The 19921-nt window shown below is 70.8% G+C and carries 22 protein-coding genes and 2 pseudogenes; 15 read left to right on the top strand and 9 right to left on the bottom strand.

Annotated elements, in window-relative coordinates:
* Positions 1-39: 39 nt before the first annotated feature.
* A complete protein-coding gene (locus ABZ845_RS14400; protein WP_360978112.1) occupies positions 40-516 on the bottom strand; it encodes a hypothetical protein in 477 nt (158 codons plus the stop codon).
* Between the two features lie 19 nt (positions 517-535).
* Positions 536-1210: an endonuclease gene (locus ABZ845_RS14395; protein WP_360978109.1), complete on the bottom strand. Its 675-nt coding sequence runs from the start codon at positions 1208-1210 to the stop codon at positions 536-538.
* A 153-nt stretch (positions 1211-1363) separates the two neighbouring features.
* Between ABZ845_RS14395 and ABZ845_RS14390 the strand changes: the two genes are divergently transcribed.
* The 6 genes from ABZ845_RS14390 to ABZ845_RS14365 are packed head-to-tail and all read left to right on the top strand — an operon-like array spanning position 1364 to position 10083.
* Positions 1364-1990 carry a DNA polymerase ligase N-terminal domain-containing protein gene (locus ABZ845_RS14390; RefSeq protein WP_360978106.1) on the top strand — a complete coding sequence of 209 codons (627 nt, stop codon included), beginning with the start codon at positions 1364-1366 and terminating at the stop codon, positions 1988-1990.
* Positions 1987-2943 (top strand): non-homologous end-joining DNA ligase, encoded by a 957-nt coding sequence (ligD, locus tag ABZ845_RS14385; protein WP_360978103.1) that lies wholly within the window; start codon positions 1987-1989, stop codon positions 2941-2943. Before ABZ845_RS14390 ends, ligD begins: the two co-directional genes overlap by 4 nt.
* 29 nt (positions 2944-2972) lie before the next feature.
* Positions 2973-6050 carry an FAD-binding and (Fe-S)-binding domain-containing protein gene (locus tag ABZ845_RS14380; protein ID WP_360978100.1) on the top strand — a complete coding sequence of 1026 codons (3078 nt, stop codon included), beginning with the start codon at positions 2973-2975 and terminating at the stop codon, positions 6048-6050.
* A 40-nt stretch (positions 6051-6090) separates the two neighbouring features.
* Entirely contained in the window at positions 6091-7914 is a 1824-nt protein-coding gene (locus ABZ845_RS14375; protein ID WP_360978097.1) for a thiamine pyrophosphate-requiring protein, read from the top strand.
* The gene (locus ABZ845_RS14370) at positions 7911-9020 is read left to right on the top strand and encodes an enolase C-terminal domain-like protein (RefSeq protein ID WP_360978094.1); all 1110 of its coding nucleotides are present in this window, start codon (positions 7911-7913) and stop codon (positions 9018-9020) included. Before ABZ845_RS14375 ends, ABZ845_RS14370 begins: the two co-directional genes overlap by 4 nt.
* 43 nt (positions 9021-9063) lie before the next feature.
* Entirely contained in the window at positions 9064-10083 is a 1020-nt protein-coding gene (locus tag ABZ845_RS14365; protein WP_360978091.1) for an SDR family oxidoreductase, read from the top strand.
* Here the strand turns inward: ABZ845_RS14365 and ABZ845_RS14360 are convergent.
* From ABZ845_RS14360 to ABZ845_RS14335, 6 genes and pseudogenes are all read right to left on the bottom strand, one after another.
* A complete protein-coding gene (locus ABZ845_RS14360; protein ID WP_360978088.1) occupies positions 10074-10856 on the bottom strand; it encodes a DNA-formamidopyrimidine glycosylase family protein in 783 nt (260 codons plus the stop codon). The genes ABZ845_RS14365 and ABZ845_RS14360 overlap by 10 nt on opposite strands.
* Positions 10857-10883: 27 nt before the next feature.
* Positions 10884-11903: an iron-containing redox enzyme family protein gene (locus tag ABZ845_RS14355; protein ID WP_360978085.1), complete on the bottom strand. Its 1020-nt coding sequence runs from the start codon at positions 11901-11903 to the stop codon at positions 10884-10886.
* Complete coding sequence (locus ABZ845_RS14350) at positions 11900-12142, bottom strand: CDGSH iron-sulfur domain-containing protein (protein ID WP_360978082.1); 243 nt, start codon at positions 12140-12142, stop codon at positions 11900-11902. Before ABZ845_RS14350 ends, ABZ845_RS14355 begins: the two co-directional genes overlap by 4 nt.
* A 52-nt stretch (positions 12143-12194) precedes the next feature.
* Entirely contained in the window at positions 12195-13355 is a 1161-nt protein-coding gene (locus ABZ845_RS14345) for a glutathione-independent formaldehyde dehydrogenase (protein WP_360978079.1), read from the bottom strand.
* 168 nt (positions 13356-13523) lie between these two features.
* A complete protein-coding gene (locus ABZ845_RS14340; protein ID WP_360978076.1) occupies positions 13524-14213 on the bottom strand; it encodes an HAD family hydrolase in 690 nt (229 codons plus the stop codon).
* A 61-nt stretch (positions 14214-14274) separates the two neighbouring features.
* Positions 14275-14388, bottom strand: a pseudogene (locus tag ABZ845_RS14335) (LLM class F420-dependent oxidoreductase); the annotation flags it as partial.
* A 180-nt stretch (positions 14389-14568) separates the two neighbouring features.
* On the opposite strand from ABZ845_RS14335, the pseudogene ABZ845_RS14330 reads away from it, so the two are divergent.
* The 5 genes and pseudogenes from ABZ845_RS14330 to ABZ845_RS14310 form a co-directional block, all read left to right on the top strand.
* Positions 14569-14826, top strand: a pseudogene (locus ABZ845_RS14330) (hypothetical protein); the annotation flags it as partial.
* A 35-nt stretch (positions 14827-14861) separates the two neighbouring features.
* The gene (locus tag ABZ845_RS14325) at positions 14862-15587 is read left to right on the top strand and encodes a UdgX family uracil-DNA binding protein (protein WP_360978073.1); all 726 of its coding nucleotides are present in this window, start codon (positions 14862-14864) and stop codon (positions 15585-15587) included.
* 19 nt (positions 15588-15606) lie between these two features.
* Complete coding sequence (locus ABZ845_RS14320; RefSeq protein ID WP_360978071.1) at positions 15607-16056, top strand: hypothetical protein; 450 nt, start codon at positions 15607-15609, stop codon at positions 16054-16056.
* The gene (locus ABZ845_RS14315) at positions 15939-16982 is read left to right on the top strand and encodes a SpoIIE family protein phosphatase (RefSeq protein WP_360978173.1); all 1044 of its coding nucleotides are present in this window, start codon (positions 15939-15941) and stop codon (positions 16980-16982) included. Before ABZ845_RS14320 ends, ABZ845_RS14315 begins: the two co-directional genes overlap by 118 nt.
* A gap of 79 nt (positions 16983-17061) precedes the next feature.
* The gene (locus ABZ845_RS14310; RefSeq protein WP_360978068.1) at positions 17062-17412 is read left to right on the top strand and encodes a DUF6479 family protein; all 351 of its coding nucleotides are present in this window, start codon (positions 17062-17064) and stop codon (positions 17410-17412) included.
* A gap of 15 nt (positions 17413-17427) precedes the next feature.
* Here the strand turns inward: ABZ845_RS14310 and ABZ845_RS14305 are convergent, their stop codons facing one another.
* Positions 17428-18117: a GAF and ANTAR domain-containing protein gene (locus tag ABZ845_RS14305; RefSeq protein ID WP_360978066.1), complete on the bottom strand. Its 690-nt coding sequence runs from the start codon at positions 18115-18117 to the stop codon at positions 17428-17430.
* Positions 18118-18284: 167 nt separating this feature from the next.
* On the opposite strand from ABZ845_RS14305, the gene ABZ845_RS14300 reads away from it, so the two are divergent.
* The 4 genes from ABZ845_RS14300 to ABZ845_RS14285 are packed head-to-tail and all read left to right on the top strand — an operon-like array spanning position 18285 to position 19912.
* A complete protein-coding gene (locus tag ABZ845_RS14300; RefSeq protein WP_360978063.1) occupies positions 18285-18467 on the top strand; it encodes a hypothetical protein in 183 nt (60 codons plus the stop codon).
* On the top strand, positions 18464-18916 hold the full coding sequence (locus ABZ845_RS14295; protein WP_360978061.1) for a monovalent cation/H+ antiporter complex subunit F: 453 nt from the start codon (positions 18464-18466) through the stop codon (positions 18914-18916). The genes ABZ845_RS14300 and ABZ845_RS14295 overlap by 4 nt, the downstream gene beginning before the upstream one ends.
* Positions 18909-19175: a hydrogenase subunit MbhD domain-containing protein gene (locus tag ABZ845_RS14290; RefSeq protein WP_360978058.1), complete on the top strand. Its 267-nt coding sequence runs from the start codon at positions 18909-18911 to the stop codon at positions 19173-19175. Before ABZ845_RS14295 ends, ABZ845_RS14290 begins: the two co-directional genes overlap by 8 nt.
* Entirely contained in the window at positions 19172-19912 is a 741-nt protein-coding gene (locus ABZ845_RS14285; RefSeq protein WP_360978055.1) for an MnhB domain-containing protein, read from the top strand. Before ABZ845_RS14290 ends, ABZ845_RS14285 begins: the two co-directional genes overlap by 4 nt.
* The last annotated feature ends 9 nt before the right edge of the window (positions 19913-19921 follow it).

The following is a 19921-nucleotide window of genomic DNA, read 5'->3' as shown; positions in this document are numbered from 1 at the left end:
GAAGAAACGGCGTCGGACACTCCCAGGACACGACGGACGTCAGCCAAGCGCGCCGACCGCCTCTTCCCGACGCACGGCCTCCACCGTGCTGATCTGCCGCCGGGCCCTGTCCTGCAGGTCCCGCAGGCGTGCCTGGTCGAGACCCTTTTCCGGCGTGAGCGAGAGCAGGGTCTGCCACAGCAGGCTCTTGCCCTCGATGCCCAGGCGCAGTGTCTCCAGCTCGAGGACGTCGCTCAGCCCTGAGCGCCGCGTCAGGCGCCCATTCAATTTGATCAGGCGCGCCTTCTCTCCGAGCCGCCCGGCGAGCACCTTGTAACGGCGCGCGGGTACGCCGAGGGCGCCCATCACTTCGAGGAGGGTCTGCCGGTCCTCCGCGATCTCGTCCGCCACTCTGCGCAGTTCACCGCTGTGCGTCGACGAGCCGTGGCGTTCGGCCAGGTGGCGTGACATGTGCTGCCCGGCCGTCGCACCGGCCAGATGGTCGTTGAGGTAGACCTTCAGGGCTTCCGGACGCATGGCATCTCCTCGTGGGTTCTCACGCCGACTCGGCTGCGTCGCGCACCTCGTCGGCCATGTGCTTGTCGAGGGCGGCATGGACGAGACCGTCCGCCAGCCTCGGCAGCTCGCGGCCGTCGACCAGGCCGCCCAGCTTTTCGGGCGCCGTGGGCAGTCCAAGGCGCCGGGCGCCGTCCTGGGCCTTGCCGTCGATGCGGGGCGCGAGTTCCGGCCAGACTCCCTGGATGTCGCGCAGGAAGATGTCGGCCCCCGTGGGTCCGATCCCGGGTATGTCCATCAGGGCGGCTCTCGGGTCGGGCTCCTCGCGCAGCCGTCGCAGATCACCACCGTAGCGCTCGAGCAGCAGTTCGGCTCCCTTGCCCAGCAGGGTCGAGGTGCGCTCGTCGTAGCGTCGGTAGCCGCCCTCGCCGAGTGCGTCGACGCGCTGCTGCCAGGTCGCGTCCGCCATCGACCGTGGATCGCGCAGTCCGGCGTCGAACAGCGCACGGGCCGCCGAAACCCCGGTGTCGGCCCGGATGCGGGCGCTGAGGAGTATCGCGAGAACAAGCGTCTGGTAGAGCGGCGCCGGGGTGTCGCGCAGCCGGATGCCGGCCTCGGCGGCGTAGGTGTGCCGCTGCCGGTCGAGCAGGGCACGCACCACCGCTTCGTTTGTCGCCCGGCCCTTCTTCGCCGTCTTCGTCGTATTCGTCGTCATGACCGGTCACCGACTCAACGTTTCATCGGTACAACCCTTCGCGAGTTCGCGGTGCGCCGACTCCGCGCGCCGTGAGCCCGTGCGCTCCGTGTACCCGCCCCGGTCGTACCGAAGCGGCGGTTTGCCCCTTGCGTCCCTGGAAACCCGGGCACCATGGCCGGCAGGAGCGAGAAGACCCGGAAGTCCACATCCGAGCACCGACTGGACCAGTACAGGGGCATGCGCCGGGCGGAACGGACGCCGGAGCCGATGAGCGGCGCGTCGCCGAGGGGCGGAAAGCGGCACTTCGTGATCCAGAAGCACTCCGCCACAGCGCTGCACTACGACTTCCGTCTGGAGGCGGGCGGCGTCCTGAAGTCGTGGGCCGTTCCGAAAGGCCCGTCCACCGATCCCAGGGACAAGCGCCTGGCGATTCGCACCGAGGATCACCCGGTGGACTACCTGGGCTTCGAGGGGGCCATCCCGTCCGGCGAGTACGGCGCGGGCAAGGTCATCGTCTGGGACACCGGAACCTATCTGAACCTCGCCGAGGAAGAGGGCAGGAGGGTGCCGGTCGCCAAGGGAGTGGGCCAGGGCCACGTCAAGGTGTGGCTGGAGGGCGAGAAGCTGCGCGGCGGATACGCCCTGACCCGGACCGGACGCGAGGGCGCGCGCGAACGCTGGATCCTGATCAAGCTGTCCGACGAGGGTGCGGATGCCCGCCGGAACCCCGTGAGTACCGAGCCCGCGTCCGTGCGCAGCGGTCGCACCCTGGACGACATTCCCGAGGACGGCTCGTGAACGCGAAGGCGAGGCCGGAGGGCGAGATCCGTGTCGGGGGCCGGAGCGTCCCGCTGTCCCGCCCCGACAAGGAAATGTTCCCCGAGGACGGAATCACCAAGGCCGAACTGGTCGACTACTACCGCGCCGTGGCACGTCCGATGCTCACCCATCTCAAGGGCCGCGCCCTGGTGATGGAGCGCTATCCCGACGGTTACGAGGGAAAGTCCTTCTTCCACAAGGACGTTCCCGACTACTTCCCCGACTGGATCCGTACGGTGCGGGTGCCGAAGAAGGACGGCCACCTCACCATGGCGGTCTCCGACGACACGGCCACCCTCGTGTACCTCGCCAACCAGGCCTGCATCACGCCCCATCCGTGGCTGAGCTCCGCCAACCGCCTGGACTGCCCCGACCGTTTGGTCTTCGACCTCGATCCGCCCGACGCCGAACCCGATGCCGACGCCTTCGGGGCCGTACGGTGGAGCGCCCGTGTCCTGGGCGACCTGCTCACCGAACTCGGCCTGCGACCGGCCCTGATGACGACAGGATCGCGCGGCCTGCATCTCCTGGTCCTGCTCGACCGCAGTACCGACTTCGACACCGCGCGCTCCTTCGCCCGCCGCGTCGCCGAGGTGCTCGCGGCACGGTACGACGACCGGCTGACCACCGAGTCCCGCAAGGAAAAGCGCCGGGGCCGTCTCTATCTCGACATCCAGCGCAACGCCTACGCACAGACCTCGGTCGCCCCCTACGCCGTACGCGACCGCCCGCACGCCCCCGTCGCGACCCCACTGGACCGGGACGAACTCGACGACCCGGATCTGGGGCCGCGGCGATGGACGCTGCGCACCCTGCCCGGACGTCTCGACGAGCACGGAGACGCCTGGAAGGGGCTGAGCCGCTGCCGGCGTTCCCTCGCCCGGGCGCGACACCGCCTCGACGACCTCGACGACCTCGGTGCCGACACATGAAACGACGGACCAGGAAGGCGGTTCCCCCGATGACTCCCGCACACCCCTTCGGCGTATCCGCCGTGGACGTGGCAGGGCTCGAGTCGGCGCTGTCCGAGTCGGTGGACGCCGAGGTGCGGTTCGACGCGGGAAGCCGGGGCGCCTACGCGACGGACGGATCCAACTACCGCCAGGTGCCGATCGGCGTGGTGGTACCGCGCAGTGTGGAGGCCGGGGCGCAGGCGGTCGGGGTGTGCGCCCGCTTCGGCGCGCCGGTCCTGTCGCGCGGCGGCGGCACGAGCCTGGCGGGGCAGTCGACGAACACCGCGGTGGTGATCGACTGGAGCAAGTACTGCCATGCGTTGATCTCCGTGGACCCGGACGCGCGGAGCTGTGTGGTCGAGCCGGGGATCGTTCTGGACGAGCTCAACCGGCGGCTGTCCGATCACGGACTGCAGTTCGGGCCGAAGCCCTCCACCCACAGCCACTGCGCCCTGGGAGGAATGATCGGCAACAACTCGTGCGGGGCGTCCGCGCAGGCGTACGGCAAGACCGTGGACAATGTGCGCCGGCTGGAGGTCCTCACCTATGACGGACTGCGCATGTGGGTGGGACCCACGTCGAAGGCCGAGCTCGCGCGGATCGCCGCGGAGGGCGGACGGCGGGCCGAGATCTACGACGGCCTCGACCGCATCGTCACCGCCCATCTGTCGGACATCCGGCGGGGCTTCCCGAGGATTCCGCGCCGGGTCTCCGGTTACAACCTGGACTCGCTGCTGCCGGAGAGCGGCTTCGACGTCGCCAAGGCCCTGGTGGGCAGCGAGGGCACCTTGGTGACGGTGCTGCGCGCCGAACTGGATCTCGTGCCCGTCCCGCCGTACCAGTCGCTGCTCGTGCTGGGTTACGAGGACATCTGCGCCGCCGGCGACGATGTGCCGCGGCTGCTGGAGCACTGCCGGCCCAGCCAGCTGGAGGCGCTGGACGGGCGGATGGCGCAGTTGATGCGCGAGGAGCACGCCTATCTGGAGTCGCTCAACTCCCTTCCCCAAGGGGACAGCTGGCTGCTGGTGCAGTTCGGCGGGGACAGTCAGGAAGACGTCGACCAGCAGGCGCACATGCTGCTGGGGGCCGTCGGACGCGACGAGAAGGACTCCACCGTGGTGTTGTCCGAGGACCCCGAGCGGGAGCAGAGGATGCTCAAGGCCCGCGAGGCCGGGCTCGGTGTGACGGCACGGCCGCCGGACGACCGGGAGACATGGGAGGGCTGGGAGGACTCGGCGGTCCCGCCTGAGCGGCTCGGCGACTATCTGCGCGAACTGAAGGAGCTGTTCGAGGAGTTCGGCTACGACCATCCCTCCCTGTACGGGCACTTCGGACAGGGCTGTGTGCACACCCGTATCCCCTTCGGGCTGAAGACCGCCGAGGGAGTAGCCGGATTCCGCCGGTTCCTGGAACGTGCCGCCGACCTCGTCGTCTCCTACGGCGGCTCCCTGTCCGGCGAGCACGGGGACGGCCAGGCCCGGGGCGAGCTGCTGACGCGGATGTTCGGGGAACGGCTCGTGGCGGCCTTCGGTGAGCTCAAGGCCCTGTTCGACCCGGACGGCCTGATGAATCCGGGCAAGGTGGTCGACCCGAATCCGGTCGACGGACAGCTCCGGCTCGGCCCCGCCTGGCGGCCCGCCACGCCCGACACGCACTTCGGCTACCCGGAGGACGAACACTCCTTCACCCGAGCCGTGATGCGCTGCGTCGGCATCGGCAACTGCCGGGGCGACGAAGGCGGGGTGATGTGTCCCTCCTACCGGGCCACGAGGGAGGAGGAGCACTCCACGCGGGGGCGTGCCCGGCTGCTCTTCGAGATGCTCGGCGGGCACGCCGACTCGGCGATCACCGACGGCTGGCGTTCCGAGGAGGTACGGGACGCGCTCGATCTGTGCCTGGCCTGCAAGGGCTGCAAGTCGGACTGCCCGGTGGGCGTCGACATGGCCACTTACAAGGCCGAGTTCCTTTCCCACCACTACGAGGGGCGGCTGCGCCCCGCCGCCCACTACTCCCTGGGCTGGCTGCCGTTGTGGGCCCGGCTCTCCCGGGTCGCCCCCGCCCTGGTCAACAGCGCGCTCCACGCCCCCGGCCTTGCCCGCGCCGGCAAACGGCTGGCCGGCGTGGCCGAAGACCGGCAGGCCCCCGTGTTCGCCCGGCAGTCCTTCGTGCAGTGGTGGCGGGCGCGGGGCGCCGAGGAGCCGGATCCGGCCGACCCACGGACCGTGGTGCTGTGGCCCGACACCTTCAGCACCTACTTCCACCCCTCGGTCGCGATCTCGGCCGTACGGGTCCTGGAGGACTCCGGATTCCGCGTCGCCGTGCCCACCGAGCCCGTGTGCTGCGGCCTGACCTGGATCTCCACCGGCCAGTTGGCGATCGCCGAGAAGGTGCTGCGCCGAACTCTCAAGGTGCTGCGGCCGTATCTGGAGGCGAGCACCCCGATCATCGGCCTCGAGCCGTCCTGTACCGCGGTGTTCCGTAGCGACGCACCGGAGTTGATGCACTCGGACAAGGATGTCGAACGGCTGGCCGGACAGGTACGCACCTTCGCCGAGCACCTGGTGCATCACGCTCCCGACGACTGGCGGCCTCCACGGTTCGGCCGCCGGGCGACGGTGCAGGTCCACTGCCACCAGCACGCGATCACGAAGTTCGACGCCGACCGCGAACTCATGCGCCGCGCACACCTGGACGCCGACATCCTGGACGAGGGCTGCTGCGGTCTGGCCGGAAACTTCGGCTTCGAACGCGGCCACCACGAGATCTCCCTGGCCGTCGCGGGGCAGGGCGTCCTGCCGGCCGTCCGCGGCGCGGCCCCCGACAGCCTGCTGCTCGCCGACGGCTTCAGCTGCCGGACGCAGATCGAACAGAGCGATACCGGCCGCACTCCCCTGCACCTGGCCGAAGTACTCGCGCTCGGTCTCGGCGGGAACCTGCCCGCTCAGCAGCCCGAGCGCCTTGCCGAACGGCCCTCCCGGCCCTGCCGCGGGGCACGGTGGGCGACCACCGCGGGCACGGCAGCCCTCACCGCCGCCGTCGCGACCGCGGCCGGCCGGGGAGCCGTCCGGTATCTGCGGCGTCCGTGAACACGACCCTCGAACTCACCTCCCGGAAAGGTCTTTCACCATGTCGATGAAGGTCTCCGACCACGTCCTCGAGCGCCTGCGCGACTGGGGGGTGGAGTACGTCTTCGCCTACCCCGGCGACGGCATCAACGGCCTGCTCGCGGCCTGGGGCCGTGCCGACGACAACCCCCGGTTCATCCAGGCCCGCCACGAGGAGATGGCCGCCTTCGAGGCCGTCGGCTACGCCAAGTTCTCCGGCAGGGTCGGCGTGTGCGCCGCCACCTCGGGGCCCGGCGCCATCCACCTCCTCAACGGTCTGTACGACGCCAAGCTCGACCATGTCCCGGTCGTCGCCGTCGTCGGGCAGACCAACCGAAGCGCCATGGGCGGCTCCTACCAGCAGGAGGTCGACCTGCTGACCCTCTACAAGGACGTCGCCTCCGACTTCTGCGAGATGGTCACCGTGCCCGAGCAGCTGCCCAACGTGCTGGACCGGGCGATGCGCACGGCCATGGCACGACGCACGGTGACGGCCGTCATCATCCCCGCCGATGTGCAGGAACTCGCTTACTCACCGCCCCAGCACGCCTTCAAGATGGTGCCCTCCAGCCTGGGCATGCCGCACTACGCACCGGTTCCGTCCGACGAGGACGTGGCACGCGCCGCCGACGTGCTCAACGCGGGCGAGAAGGTGGCGATCCTGGTCGGCCAGGGCGCCCGCGGGGCGCGGCAGGAGGTCATGGCGGTCGCCGAACGGCTCGGCGCGGGCGTCGCCAAGGCGCTGCTGGGCAAGGACGCCCTGGACGACGACCTGCCGTACGTCACCGGCTCCATCGGCCTGCTGGGTACCAGGCCGTCCTACGAGATGATGCGGGACTGCGACACGCTCCTGGTCGTCGGCTCTTCGTTCCCCTACACCCAGTTCATGCCGGAGTTCGGGCAGGCGCGGGCCGTGCAGATCGACATCGATCCGCACATGGTGGGCATGCGCTACCCGTTCGAGGTGAATCTGGTCGGCGACGCCCGCGAGACGCTGGCCCGGCTGCTCCCGCTCCTGGAGACCGCCAGGAGCCAGAACTGGCGCAAGCAGATCGAGAAGAACACGGCCCGCTGGTGGGAGGTCATGGAGCGGCGTGCCGTCGTCGACGCCGACCCGGTCAACCCGGAGTACGTCGCCCATGCCCTCAACGACCTGCTGCCCGAGAACGTCATCCTCGCCTCCGACTCGGGCTCCGCCGCCAACTGGTACGCCCGGCATCTGAAGCTGCGCGGTGCCATGCGCGGATCGCTCTCGGGCACCCTGGCCACCATGGGGCCCGGTGTGCCGTACGTGATCGGCGCCAAGTTCGCGCACGGCGACCGCCCGGCGATCGCGCTGGTGGGCGACGGGGCGATGCAGATGAACGGCATGGCCGAGCTGATCACCGTCGCCAAGTACTACCGCGAGTGGGAGGATCCGCGGCTGATCGTGGCCATCCTGAACAACAGGGACCTCAACCAGGTCACCTGGGAGATGCGCGCCATGGAGGGCGCCCCGCAGTTCCTGCCCTCCCAGTCGATCCCCGATGTCGCCTACGCGGAGTTCGCCCGGGTGATCGGCCTGGAGGGTCTGCGGATCGAGAAGCCGGTCGATGTACGCGGCGCCTGGGAGACGGCGCTCGCCACGGACCGGCCCTGTGTGCTCGACTTCGTCACCGACCCGGCCGTGCCGCCCATCCCGCCGCACGCCACCCTCGACCAGATCGAGGCCGCGGCGGCCTCCGTCCTCAAGGGCGACAGCGATCGCGCCGCCATGGTCCGGCAGGGTTTCAAGGCCAAGGTCCAGGATTTCCTGCCCGGACACCGCCACCGTGCGGAGCGGGCGGGCTCAGGGGCCGGTCGGTGAGCGACACCCCTGTCGTGGAGCGGCTGGAATGTGCCGTCTTCACCATTCCCACCGAGGCCCCCGAGGCGGACGGCACTCTCAGCTGGGACAGCACCACCCTGGTCCTGGCCACCGCGCGCAGCGGCGGTGTGAGCGGCCTCGGCTACACCTACGCGCCCGCCGCCACCGCGCGTGTCGTCGACGAGCTGCTGACCGGAATCGTCACGGGAACACCGGCACTCGACGTGCCGCGCAACAACGAGGCCATGCACCGGGCGGTGCGCAACGCCGGGCTTCCCGGCGTCGCCGCTCAGGCGATCGCCGCCGTGGACATCGCCCTGTGGGACCTCAAGGCCCGTCTGCTGGAACTGCCGCTGGTGCGGCTTCTGGGCGCTGCCGGCGACGACGCACCGGTCTACGGGAGCGGCGGATTCACCACGTACGACGACGAGCGGCAGGAGCGGCAACTGCGCGGCTGGGTCGAGGAGGAGGGCATCCCGCGCGTCAAGATCAAAATCGGGGAGTCCTGGGGGCGGTGCGAGGAACGCGACCGGCGTCGGGTGGCCCGGGCCCGTACCGCCATCGGCGAGTCGGCCGGACTGTACGTCGACGCCAACGGCGGCTACGGCGCCAAACAGGCCGTACGCGTGGGACGGGCACTCGCCCACGAGGGCGTGACCTGGTTCGAGGAACCGGTCTCCTCCGACCACCTCACGACCCTGTCCGCGATCCGCGATCAGGTCCCCCAGGACGTGACCGCGGGCGAATACGGCTACACCCTGCCGTACTTCGAGCACATGCTCGCCGCCGGCGCGGTGGACTGTCTCCAGGCCGACGTCACCCGCTGCGGCGGCATCACGGTGTGGCTGCGCGCCGCCGCCCTCGCCCAGGCGCGCGGTATCGAGATCTCCGGGCACTGCGCTCCGCACGCCCACGCGCATGCCGCAGCCGCCGTCCCCAACCTGCGGCACCTGGAGTGGTTCCACGACCATGTCCGCATCGAGCGCACCCTCTTCGACGGCGCCCTCGACCCCGCCGGCGGCGCCGTCACCCCAGGCGCGGACGGCGCGCCCGGACTGGGGCTGACCCTCGCCGCCGGGCGCGCCGAGGCCTACCGGGTGGGATGAGAGGAACCGAGTGACGTCTTCGCAGAGGAAGGAACCGACCCCCATGCCCCAGACCGTCGTCATTACCGGTGCCAGCGCCGGAATCGGCCGCGCCACCGCGCGGCTCTACGGAAGGCGCGGCGCCAACGTCATACTGATCGCCCGGGGCCGGGCCGGTCTGGACGCGGCCGCGAAGGAGGTCGAAGCGCTCGGCGGCCGACCGCTCGTGCAGGTCGCCGACACCGCCGACGCCCAGCGGCTGGAAGCCGCCGCAGACGCCGCCGAGGAGGTCTTCGGCCCGATCGACGTATGGATCAACTGCGCGTTCACCAGCGTCTTCGCGACGTTCGACGACATCACACCGAAGGAGTACGACCGGGTGACCCGGGTGACCTATCTCGGCTTCGTCAACGGCACCCGCACGGCACTGCGGCGGATGCTGCCGCGCGACCACGGCACCATCGTGCAGGTGGGCTCCGCGCTCGGCGAGCGGGCCATCCCGCTCCAGTCGGCGTATTGCGGGGCCAAGCACGCGATCAACGGGTTCACCTCCTCGCTGCGCACCGAACTCCTGCACCGCGGCAGCAAGGTGCGGGTGACGGTCGTCCAGATGCCCGCCGTCAACACCCCGCAGTTCTCGTGGGTGCGCTCTCGTCTGCCCCGGCACCCGCAACCGGTCCCGCCGATCTACCAGCCGGAGGTCGCGGCCCGGGGCGTCGTGCACGCGGCCGACCACCCGCGCCGCAAGCAGTACTACATCGGGGCCAGCACCCCCGCGACCCTCTGGGCCAACCGTCTGGCACCGGCCCTGCTCGACCGGTATCTGGCCCGCACCGGATTCGACTCGCAGCAGAACGAACTGCGGTCCCCGAGCGGCCGGAGCAACCTCTTCGAGCCCGTCGACGCGGCCACGGGAAACGACTACGGTGCCCACGGCGTCTTCGACGAGCAGGCGCACGCGCGGTCCGTCGAAGCGGCCCTGGCCCGCCACCCGGCCACTGCCGCCTGTGCCGCCTCCGCGCTGGCCTTCGGCATCGGCGCCGCGGCGAGGACCGTACTGCGCCGGCGCGCTGTTCACGCCTGACATTCCGGGCACCACACCGTGCGGCGTCCGGCGACTCGGCCCGACCTGAGGGACCGGCCGCAGCGCGGGCAGGACGGCTCGCCGTCGTCCCTGCGCCCCGTCAGCCAGGAGCGCCGCGGCGGTACGCGGCCGTCGCGTACGGCGGTCTTCAAGGCCCGCCCCATCGCGGCGTGGAGGTGCCGAAGTGCCGTCTCGCTCAGGTTCCGTGCAGGAGTCCGGGGGTCGATCCGAGCGCGCCAGAGGATCTCGTCGCACAGCAGGTTGCCGAGTCCGGCGATCACGGACTGGTTCATCAAGGTGCTCTTGACGGCTCCTCGCCGCCCCGCCAGCAGCTCCTGGAACTCCGCCCGGTCCACCGCCAGGGCGTCGGGGCCGAGAGCGCCCAGAATCCGGTCGAGAGCGGTCTCGTCCAGCAACTGTATGCCCTGGAGCTTGCGTTGATCGCGGTAGCGCAGCGTCCGGGAGCCGTCGAGCGTGAACATCACACGGTCGTGCGCTTCCACCGGCTCGTCCGGGCGGCAGCAGCGCAGCGACCCGGTCATGCCGAAATGAAGGACGAGTGTGGGGCCCGCGTCCGTCGTCGGCACGAACAGCCATTTCCCGTGACGCCACGCCTTCTTGAGGCGTTTCCCCGTCAGCTCTCCGCACAGCCGCTTCTCGGTCACGCCTCGCAGCACCCCGGCGTCCCGTACCTCGATGTCCGTCACACACCGGCGGCGCCCGCACGTCATCACCACCCGGCGGAACCCTTCGACATCCGGCAGTTCGGGCATGTGGATCATCCGTCAGGTGGAGCGAGTTTACGTCGGCCTGAGGGCGCTTTCGCCCTCACGCCACGCGGCGAGCAGTGTCGTCGCCAGACGGCTGTCCAGTTCCCCGGTGGCGTCGATGCCGAAGGCGACGTCCGGCTCCAGGTCCGGCTCGTCGGCCAGCAGTCCGCCGATGACTTCACGGCGTACGATCTGCTCGTGTACGGCGTCGGCCTCCACGTGTTCGGCGTAGAAGCGCTCGGCGGCGGGGCCCGCGCCGCACCGCCGCATCGCCTGGGCCAGGCGCCTCGAACTGGGCGACGAGGTGATCTCGACCGAAGCGAAGTGGCCGACCAGTGCGCCACGCCAGACCCGGTGCAGTCCGAACAGGGACATGAGGTTGACGGGGGCCAGTGCCTCGGCGGGGGCCGCGTCCAGATAGTGGCCGTAGGTGGTGTCGAGGCCGAGGTCGGCCATCAGATCCGCGAAGAGCGCCGCGTGGATGTCCTCGGCGCGGCCGGCCCCGAACTCGTCGTACTCCACGGCCGCCATCCCGGCCTTGGCCCTGCCGCGCAGCCTCGGGACGACCCACGCGTGCGGGTCCGCCTCCTTGAGATGGTAGAGGGAGCGCAGAGCCGCGTACTCCCGCAACTGCCACAGTTCCCCGTGGCGTTGGAGGTAGTGGCTGACGCTGTTTTCGTCGTCCCGTACCGGCTCCACCAGGATGTTCTCCAGCGCCTCGCTCACGGAGCACACGGATCCGCCGTCGCCGATGTCACGGCGCATCGCCTGTGTGAAACGGTCTTCGAGGGACCAGCGCAGATCGAGCAGGCAGGGGTCCCACTCCCGACGGGGGTCGACGCCCTCGAACCCGCGGTAGTGCAGCTCGTAGAGCATGTACAGGGAGAGCTGGACCTCGTCGCCGTACGGATCGGCCCGAGCGATGTCCCCGGACGCCGGCAGCCGTTCCGTGTCATCCGTCAGGGCCGCCACGACGGTCGACGACAGGGGCCCACGAGGGAGCGGCGGCGGCGGTTCCGCCGTCGTGTGCGAGGGAGCCGGAGCGGTCATGGGGATCCCCTGCCCTCCTCCTGGCGCTCCCCGCAGGTCCGGGCGGCGGTCCCGCAGCGGTGGCTGGTGTCGCACCACGGGGGGATGGCGCTGCGGCGGCAGGTGCAGAGCGCGACGACGAAGCGCCGGGACACGGCCTCGCTGCCGTCGGCGAGAGTGACCTCCACCGGGCCCGGGACGAGCAGCGGGCCGTCCTCCGTCAGCACGACACGGCAGGATCGAACATGTTCACAGGGCACGATGATCACCAGTTCCCCCGGCTTCTTCCCCGCTCCATGCCGGAGCGTGAGGTCAGCGCGCGCCGTTCGGGTGCAGCACGACCTTCGTCCAGCCGCTGTCCCGGGCGTCGAAGTGCTCGTAGGCGCTCGGCGCCTCGTCGAGGCGGAGTTCGTGCGAGACGACGAAGCCCGGCGTGGCCTTCCCGCCCGCGATCAGGTCACGGAGCGCACGGTTGTACCGCTTGACCGGCGCCTGTCCGGTGCCCATCGTCTGGCCCTTGAACCACATCAGGCCGTAGTCGATCGGCACCTTGCCCTGCGCCTCCATCTCGTTCTGGGCCTCGGCTCCGCCCGGGTCCTCGGGGAGGAACACCCCGACGACTCCGAGGGTGCCGGTGAACCGCACGGCGTCCATCAGCCCGTTGAGGGTGAGGGACGCGTCCTCCTGCCCCTGCTCGTCGTGCGCCTGGTAGCCGACGCACTCGCAGCCGTTGTCGGCGCCCAGGCCGAGCGTGGCCTCCTTGACGACCTCGGCCGGATCCTGCTCCGTGAAGTCGATCGGGATGGCCCCGATCGCCTCGGCCAGGCGCAGCCGGTCCGGCTGACGGTCGGTCACCCACACCCGGCCCGCGCCCTTGAGGATCGCGGAATACGCCGCCATCAGCCCTACCGGTCCGGCCCCGTAGACGATGGTCTGGTCCCCCGGCTTGACGTCGGCGAGTTCGGTGGCGTGGTAGCCGGTAGGGAAGATGTCCGCGAGCATCACGTAGTCCTTCTGGCGCTCGGCCGCGTCCTCGCCGAGACGCAGGGCGTTGAAGTCTCCGTAGGGCACGCGCAGAAGCTCCGCCTGACCGCCCTGGTAGGGGCCCATCTCCGCGAAACCGTACGCGGCTCCGGCCATGGAAGGGTCGGGCTGCATGGTCAGGCAGTAGTTCGTCAGTCCCCGTTCGCAGTTCTTGCAGAAGCCGCAGGCGATGTTGAACGGCAGTACCACGTATTCACCGACCTGGACCTTGCGGACCGCGGAGCCGACCTCCACCACCTGCCCGAGGTTCTCGTGACCGAAGGTCCGTCCCGTCTCGAAAGAGGTACGGCCCTCGTACATGTGCAGATCCGAACCGCAGATATTGGTAGTGGTGATCTTCACCAGAATGTCGCAAGGGTGCTCGATCTTCGCATCCGGAACATCCTTCACGGTGACATTCCGGGGTCCTTCGTAAACCGCTGCCTTCATGGCCTCTCCCGGGGTGTGAGGGGGACAGGCGCGGACTGCGGCCGTGATCGGCCGGTCGCTGTCAGCGGTGACACCGCTGTGACACAGACCGCGCCGGACGTCCGAGTACCCAGAGGGCCCCGGAGCCACACGCCGGGTCGCCGGGGGCTTGAAGGGGGGTCTCCAGGGTCACCGCAGCGGACTACGCGAAAGCGATGCCAGCAGATCGGCCGGATCGTCGAATACGGCCACGGCTCCGGCCTCCTCCAGGTCCCCGCGGGGGATGCCCCCGCAGAGCAGGGCCACGCACCGTACCCCGGCACGGCTGCCCGCCCGCATGTCCCACACGGTGTCCCCGACGAACACCGCCTGCTCGGCCGGTATGCCGACGAGTTCCAGCGCGTGCTCGACCGGTTCGGGGGCCGGTTTGCCCTCCTCGACATCGTCGGCGCTCGCGGTGGCCGCGATGGCGTCGTCCGCGTCCATCGCGCGCCGTAGCGCGGAGAGTTCCTGGCCGCCGGCCGAGGTGGCGAGGACCACCGCCCACCCGTCACCGGCCAGGCGCCGCAGCAGGCGCCCCGCGTCCGGCAATGCCGACAGACGGTCGAAGTACTCGGCGTAGAGCACCTTGTGCGCGGTCTCGAGGTCCTCCACCTCCTCCCGGGCGCGGTCGTCGCCGAGCAGGTGGGCGACGAGGTCGCCGGATCCGAGCCCGATCGCCCGGTGGATCGCGTGGGTCGGCACCCGGTGGCCGGCCTGACGGAACGCCTCCCACCAGGTCACCACGTGCAGATGGTTGGTGTCGACGAGCGTGCCGTCCACATCGAACACGGCCGCTCGTCCGCTGCCGGAACCCGTCCGGCCCTCAGTCGCGGACATGAGGAAGCACCTCGGCGCGACAGATGTCGAAGAAGCCCTGCTGGTCGTTCCGGCGACGGACATGGTCCGAGATCCGCAGAGCCGTGAACCCCGCCTGCCCGGCCGTCCATTCTTGTTCGCTCAGCGCATCCGGGCTGTGCTCCTCGCACGACAGAAAGTACCCGAATTCGTTCATCATGCCCTCCTTGTGGATCGTCCACAACCGTCCGACGGTCCCGCCGAGTACCCGGCCCGCCCACAGAAGGAACCTGGTCGTGTCGGGTGGGCAGCGCCGGGTACCCGGCTCGCACCGAGGCAGGCCGCGGCCGGTCCGCGGCGGTCGGTGCCCCGGCGCCGGCACCGCGAAGGGAGTGCCATGACGCACGACGACCCGGCGCGCGCCCTCCACACCTCGGGCGGTCCCGAGCTGCGTCTGGCCCTGGGGCAGCCCTCTGGAGCGCGGGAGCCGGACCTTCCGCTCGACCGCGGTCAGGCGATCCTGGAGGCGGCCAAGCAGGTGGGCTCCCTCCTGAAGCGCAAGGGACATAGGTTCGCGCCGGCGGGAAGCGTCGCGGTCTACGCCCATGGAGGCAGCGGGCGGCTGCAGCACGACGTCGACTTCTGCATCCTTCCGGCCCACCGTCCCGTCAGAGCCGGAGGTGGCGAGCCATGGGCGTGACGGACGCCGTGGACGAACGGGGGTACGACGCCACGCCGTACCTGCCGAGCCGCCGCGCCGGCCTTCCGGGCCTGAGGAGAGCGGCGGCCCACTGCCGTGGATGCCCGCTGTACGAGGAAGCGACGCAGACGGTGTTCGGGGACGGAGACACCTCCGCACGGGTCCTGCTCCTCGGGGAGCAGCCCGGAGACCAGGAGGACCGCCAGGGCAGACCGTTCGTCGGTCCCGCCGGCCGGGTCCTGACGCGTGCCCTGGAGGACGCCGGCATCCCGCCGGAGGACACGTATGTCACCAACGCGGTGAAGCACTTCAAGTTCACGGTCCAGGACCGGGGCAAGCGCCGTATCCACAAACCGCCGACCCTGCGCGAGATCTCCGCCTGCCGGCCGTGGCTCGCCGCCGAACTGCGCGTCGTGTCTCCGCAGGTGGTCATCGCTCTCGGCGGCAGCGCGGGCAAGGCGCTCCTCGGTTCGTCCTTCCGGGTCTCCGAGCAGCGCGGCGCTCTCCTGCCGTGGCCGGATCCGGACGGAAGCGGCGACCACGGCGACGCCGCGGCGACCGTGCGGGGGCTGGTGGCCACGATTCACCCCTCCGCGGTCCTGCGTGCCGACGACCGCGACGCCATGTACGCCGGTCTCGTCTCCGATCTGCGGGTCGCCGCGGACGTACTGTCGGACATGGAGCACGTGAGGCGCGCGCATCCGGACCACCGGTGAGCGGAGCGGAGGCGGTCACATGGACGAATTCGACGTGGACGCGGAGCTCCAGCGCGCGCTGGACCGCCTCGCGCTGCTGGCGGAGGTCACCAAGGCGCTGGGCAGCACTCTGGACGCGGACGAGGGCTTGCGCCGGCTGTGCAGGATCGTGGTGCCGCAGCTCGCCGACTGGTGCGCCGTGGATCTGCTGGAGGGCGGCGACGGCGACGGCGAACAGCTGCGGCGCGTGTGTGTGACCCACCGCGACCCCGCCCTGTTGCCGTCCGGGTTGCTGGAAGGCTGCCTGCCCGTGGTCCCTGACGAGGCCACCGGCCCCTGGCCCGCGTGCTCCGAGGGGCTGGACCGCTGCTTCTGCGTCGGCCCGGGTCGCCGCGGAAGCACCCGGAACCCCTGTGGGAGTGGAACCTCCTGGAGCAGCTGGACGCGACCTCCGCGGTCCTCGCGCCCCTGCGGGCCCGCCGTCGCGTGATGGGAGCCATCACGCTCGCGCGGACCACGCACGAGCGGCCCTTCGGCAAGGAAGACCTCGGGCTGGCCGAGGAGCTCTCCCACCGAGTCGCCCTCCACGCGGACAACGCCCGTCTGCATCAGGCGGTGCAGGCCACATCCGAACACCTTCAGCGCGCCCTGCTTCCCCAACTGCCACGCGTCGACGGCCTGGAGCTGGCGGCCCGCTACAGTCCCGCTCGCGCGGAGGCGGCCGAGGTCGGCGGGGACTGGTACGACAGCTTCGTCCTGCCGGGCGGCGACACGACGCTGATCATCGGAGACGTCACCGGTCACGACGTCCGTGCCGCGGTCGCCATGGGACAGTTGCGCAACATGCTCCGGGGCATCGCCTGCGACCGCCAGGAGCCGCCCGACGCCATCCTGCGCCGCCTGGACATCGCCCAGCAGACGGTCGGCCGGACCACCGCAACCTGTGTGTACAGCATCGTCCACGGCACCGGCGGCGGTCCGTGGGAGCTGGCCTACTCCAGCGCCGGTCACCTGCCTCCCCTTCTGGTGACCCACGAGGGGGACACGGGCTATCTCGAGGGCGGCACCGGTCTGATGATCGGTGTCGACCCCGATGAGACCCGGAACATGGCCACCGAGCCCCTGCCGGCCCGCTCCACGCTCCTGCTCTACACGGACGGCTTGATCGAACGCCGGGACGAGAGCCTCCAGTGCGGTCTGACCCGGCTGCGCCAGCACGCGGCATCGCTGGCCCGCGAGTCGCTGCCCGTCATGTGCGACGAGCTTCTCGCCGGCCTGTTGGCCGATCCGTACCCGGACGATGTCGCTCTTCTGGCCCTGCGCCTGCCTCCCGCCGATTCCCACGGATCCGGCGGCGCCGCAAGGCCGTCTCAGGAGCCCACCGGGTCCGAGGCGGTCCCGCTGCCAAGGGATTAGTGCCCCGGCAGCGGGGCCAGGGCCGGGCCGTGTCCGCCCCGGCGCGTGTCCCCTCTCCCGGCCGGGGTACCCAAGGCCCATGATGACGATCGCTCTTGAAATGGCCTTCCCGGACGCCGCGTGGGCCCTGACCGGTGCCTTCGTCTCCGGCCTGGTCGTCGTCGCGGCGCTGGTCTGGTCCGTCCGGTTCGGCATCCGCGTACGAAGCCGGGAGCAGAGCCTGTCACCCGCATCCCCTCGGTCCCCGAGGCCGTCTTCCGGGCCCGTCATGGACTCCCGGGAGAGGAGGGAGCCCGACGAGGTGCCGCGCGCGGAGCATGAGGGCGAGCGCCTTACGCCGCACGAGCTTCACGCCGCCGGGAGCAAACGCGGTGCCGACCAGAGGCGCCCGCGCTGGAACTCCGGATCCGGCGTATCCGGCGCGAGTTGACCGCACCCCGCGCGGTCAGTCGAGACCGCCTTCGTCGCAGACCCGCCGTGCGACCTCGCGGAGTTTGACGTTGTTCTCCTGTGAGTAGCGACGCAGCACGGCGAAGGCCTGTTCCTCCGTGAGGTGGTGACTGCCCATGAGGATGCCCATGGCTTCTCCGATGGCGTGGCGGGTGGCGACCGCCTGCTGCATCTGCGCATCGGTGCGGGCGCTGGAAAAGGCGACCGCGGCGTGCGACGCCAGCAGCCAACCGGCCATCTCGCTGGCCTCGGTGAACGCGCCGGGACGGTGGGAGTAGAGGTTGAGCGCGCCGAGGTCCTCGTCCTCGGTGAACAGCAGGAAACCCATCATGCTCCCCACGCCCAGATCACGGGCCTGGGGAGCGAACGCTGGCCACCTCGGCTGGGATCGGGTGAGGTCGGCGATGCGGAAGACCCGTTCGCCCTCGCGTCTGAGAGCGGCGTCGAAGCAGGGGCCTTCGCCCAGACGCTCCTGGAGCCGGTCGCTGCCGACGACGAGTTCGTGCGTGGGGGCCAGGGACTTCACCTGCCTGCCGCGCAGGACGAGGATGCCGGACGCGTCACAGCCCTCCACCAGCTCGGTGGCCGAGTGGGTGACCCCCTCCAGGGTGTCGTCGACCGTCTCCTGGGCGAGCAGGTCCCTCGCCATGGAGGCCATCTGCTGCGCGAATGTCCGCCAGTCCATGCGCGTCCTCCCTCTCACCTGGCCTGGCAGGTCTTCTGCTCGCCCACGCCGAGTCCACGCGGTCATTATCTGCCTGTTTCCGGGCACTCGGGGTCATGCCTGCGTGCCGCCGCGTCTCGTGGTGGCGGCGGTGCTTGGATGCCGGTGACCGAGGCGAGGAGGCGGGAATGACAGGGCGTGCGGCGTTCACCGCCACTGTCGAACTGGTGGGCTGGTGGGCCGGACTCGCTCTGCTGTGGCTGGTGCTCATCAGCCCGGTCTATCCCCTGGAAGTGGTCGTCGGCCTGAGCGCCGCGGCGGTCGGAGCCGTCGCGGCCGCGGCGGCGCGCCGGGCGGTGAGGTGGCGTTGAACGGCTGGATGCCGGCGGCGACGGCGCTGCTGGCCCTGGGAGGGGCGGCGGTCGTCCTGGCTGTGGCGACCGGGCCGCTCCCCCGCAGAGTCGCGGCGCAGAACCTCGCCACCTCCGTCGTCAGCCCGAGTCTGCTTCTGCTCGCCCAGGGCTACGGCCGCTCCTCCTATGTGGATCTCGCGCTGCTCCTGGCCCTGCTGGGGCCGGTCGGAACCCTGGTTTTCGCACGGCTGCTCGCGGACGACCTCGCGGATGCCCGGCCCGTTTCCCAGGTTCCGACCTGGGCGGCGGCGGGCGTGGGCGCGGTCGTCGTGGCCGTGGTCTGCACGGCCGGGGGACCCGGCCGTGCCATGGCGAAGCTGCTGGTGACGGGCGTCCTGCTGATCGGCGGCAACCTCGTCGCGTCCCGCTCGCTCGCCGGTGGATTCCGGCAGGTGCGCGGTGGCTGACGCCCTGATCGCCGTTGTCCTGCTGCTGGTGGCAGCGACCGCCACCGCCGCGGTCGCCACCCGCGACCCGGCTCGCCAGGCCCTGGTGCTGTCCGTGCTGGGCGTGGTCCTGACCGTACTGTTCACCGTGCTCCAGGCGCCCGATGTCGGTCTGTCGCAGCTGGCGGTCGGCTCGGCCCTCACCCCGCTGCTGATCATGCTCTCCGTGCGCAAGGTGAAGCGGCGCGCCCGGACGAAGGACGAGGGGCGCGGGGGGTGAGCCGCCGTCAGCGTCTCGCCGTACTGGCCGTCGGCGGCGCCGGTCTGGCCGTGCTGCTGGTCCTCGCCTGTCTGGACCTTCCGTCGTTCGGCGGGCGTTGGCATCCCTATGGCGAGCGGGCCGTCCGCGCCGCTCTCGCCCGGCACACCGCCAACACCATCGCCTCCGTCAACTTCGACCTGCGCGCCTACGACACGCTCGGCGAGATGAGCATCCTCTTCGCCGCCGTCCTGGGCTGCGTGGTGCTCCTGCGGCAGACCCGCGACGAGCACCGGGATCCGCCCGAACCGGCCGAGGTGGCTGCACCCGTGCGCCGCTACGCCCTGCTCGTGCTGCCCGTCGCCCTGGTCGTGGGCATCTACGTCATCGCCCACGGACAGCTCAGCCCCGGCGGGGGGTTCCAGGGCGGGGTGGTCGCCGCCACCGCGCTGCACCTGCTCTACCTGGGCGCCGACTACCGCGCCCTGGAACGCGTGCGTCCGATCGGGGTGTTCGAGGTCATGGACGCGGCCGCCGCCTGCGCGTACGTGGTGGTGGGCCTCGCGAGCCTCCTGGCCGGAAGCGCGTTCCTGGCGAACACGCTGCTGCCCTACGGCACTTTCAACACGCTGTCGTCCGGAGGCACCGTGCCCGTGCTGAACGCGGCCATCGGCATGGAGGTGGCCAGCGCCGTCGTGGTGCTGCTCGCCCGGTTTCTGGAGCAGGCCGTCGAGATCGAGGAGGAGCAGGGGAGTTGAGCGCCCGGT

This window comes from Streptomyces sp. NPDC047022 (genome assembly GCF_040644155.1).
Classification (GTDB): Bacteria; Actinomycetota; Actinomycetes; order Streptomycetales; family Streptomycetaceae; genus Streptomyces.
Note: the sequence above shows the minus strand (reverse complement) of the source record. Positions and strands in the feature narration are given on the sequence as shown.

Bases quoted from the DNA above. Each gene is read 5' to 3' on its own strand.
- ABZ845_RS14340 (WP_360978076.1), bottom strand. From the start codon at position 14,213: ATGTCCGCGACTGAGGGCCGGACGGGTTCCGGCAGCGGACGAGCGGCC.
- ABZ845_RS14365 (WP_360978091.1), top strand. From the start codon at position 9,064: ATGCCCCAGACCGTCGTCATTACCGGTGCCAGCGCCGGAATCGGCCGC.
- ABZ845_RS14305 (WP_360978066.1), bottom strand. From the start codon at position 18,117: ATGGACTGGCGGACATTCGCGCAGCAGATGGCCTCCATGGCGAGGGAC.
- ABZ845_RS14310 (WP_360978068.1), top strand. From the start codon at position 17,062: ATGATGACGATCGCTCTTGAAATGGCCTTCCCGGACGCCGCGTGGGCC.
- ABZ845_RS14375 (WP_360978097.1), top strand. From the start codon at position 6,091: ATGTCGATGAAGGTCTCCGACCACGTCCTCGAGCGCCTGCGCGACTGG.
- ABZ845_RS14395 (WP_360978109.1), bottom strand. From the start codon at position 1,210: ATGACGACGAATACGACGAAGACGGCGAAGAAGGGCCGGGCGACAAAC.
- ABZ845_RS14325 (WP_360978073.1), top strand. From the start codon at position 14,862: ATGGGCGTGACGGACGCCGTGGACGAACGGGGGTACGACGCCACGCCG.
- ABZ845_RS14390 (WP_360978106.1), top strand. From the start codon at position 1,364: ATGGCCGGCAGGAGCGAGAAGACCCGGAAGTCCACATCCGAGCACCGA.
- ABZ845_RS14300 (WP_360978063.1), top strand. From the start codon at position 18,285: ATGACAGGGCGTGCGGCGTTCACCGCCACTGTCGAACTGGTGGGCTGG.
- ABZ845_RS14400 (WP_360978112.1), bottom strand. From the start codon at position 516: ATGCGTCCGGAAGCCCTGAAGGTCTACCTCAACGACCATCTGGCCGGT.
- ABZ845_RS14380 (WP_360978100.1), top strand. From the start codon at position 2,973: ATGACTCCCGCACACCCCTTCGGCGTATCCGCCGTGGACGTGGCAGGG.
- ABZ845_RS14355 (WP_360978085.1), bottom strand. From the start codon at position 11,903: ATGACCGCTCCGGCTCCCTCGCACACGACGGCGGAACCGCCGCCGCCG.
- ABZ845_RS14360 (WP_360978088.1), bottom strand. From the start codon at position 10,856: ATGCCCGAACTGCCGGATGTCGAAGGGTTCCGCCGGGTGGTGATGACG.
- ABZ845_RS14320 (WP_360978071.1), top strand. From the start codon at position 15,607: ATGGACGAATTCGACGTGGACGCGGAGCTCCAGCGCGCGCTGGACCGC.
- ABZ845_RS14345 (WP_360978079.1), bottom strand. From the start codon at position 13,355: ATGAAGGCAGCGGTTTACGAAGGACCCCGGAATGTCACCGTGAAGGAT.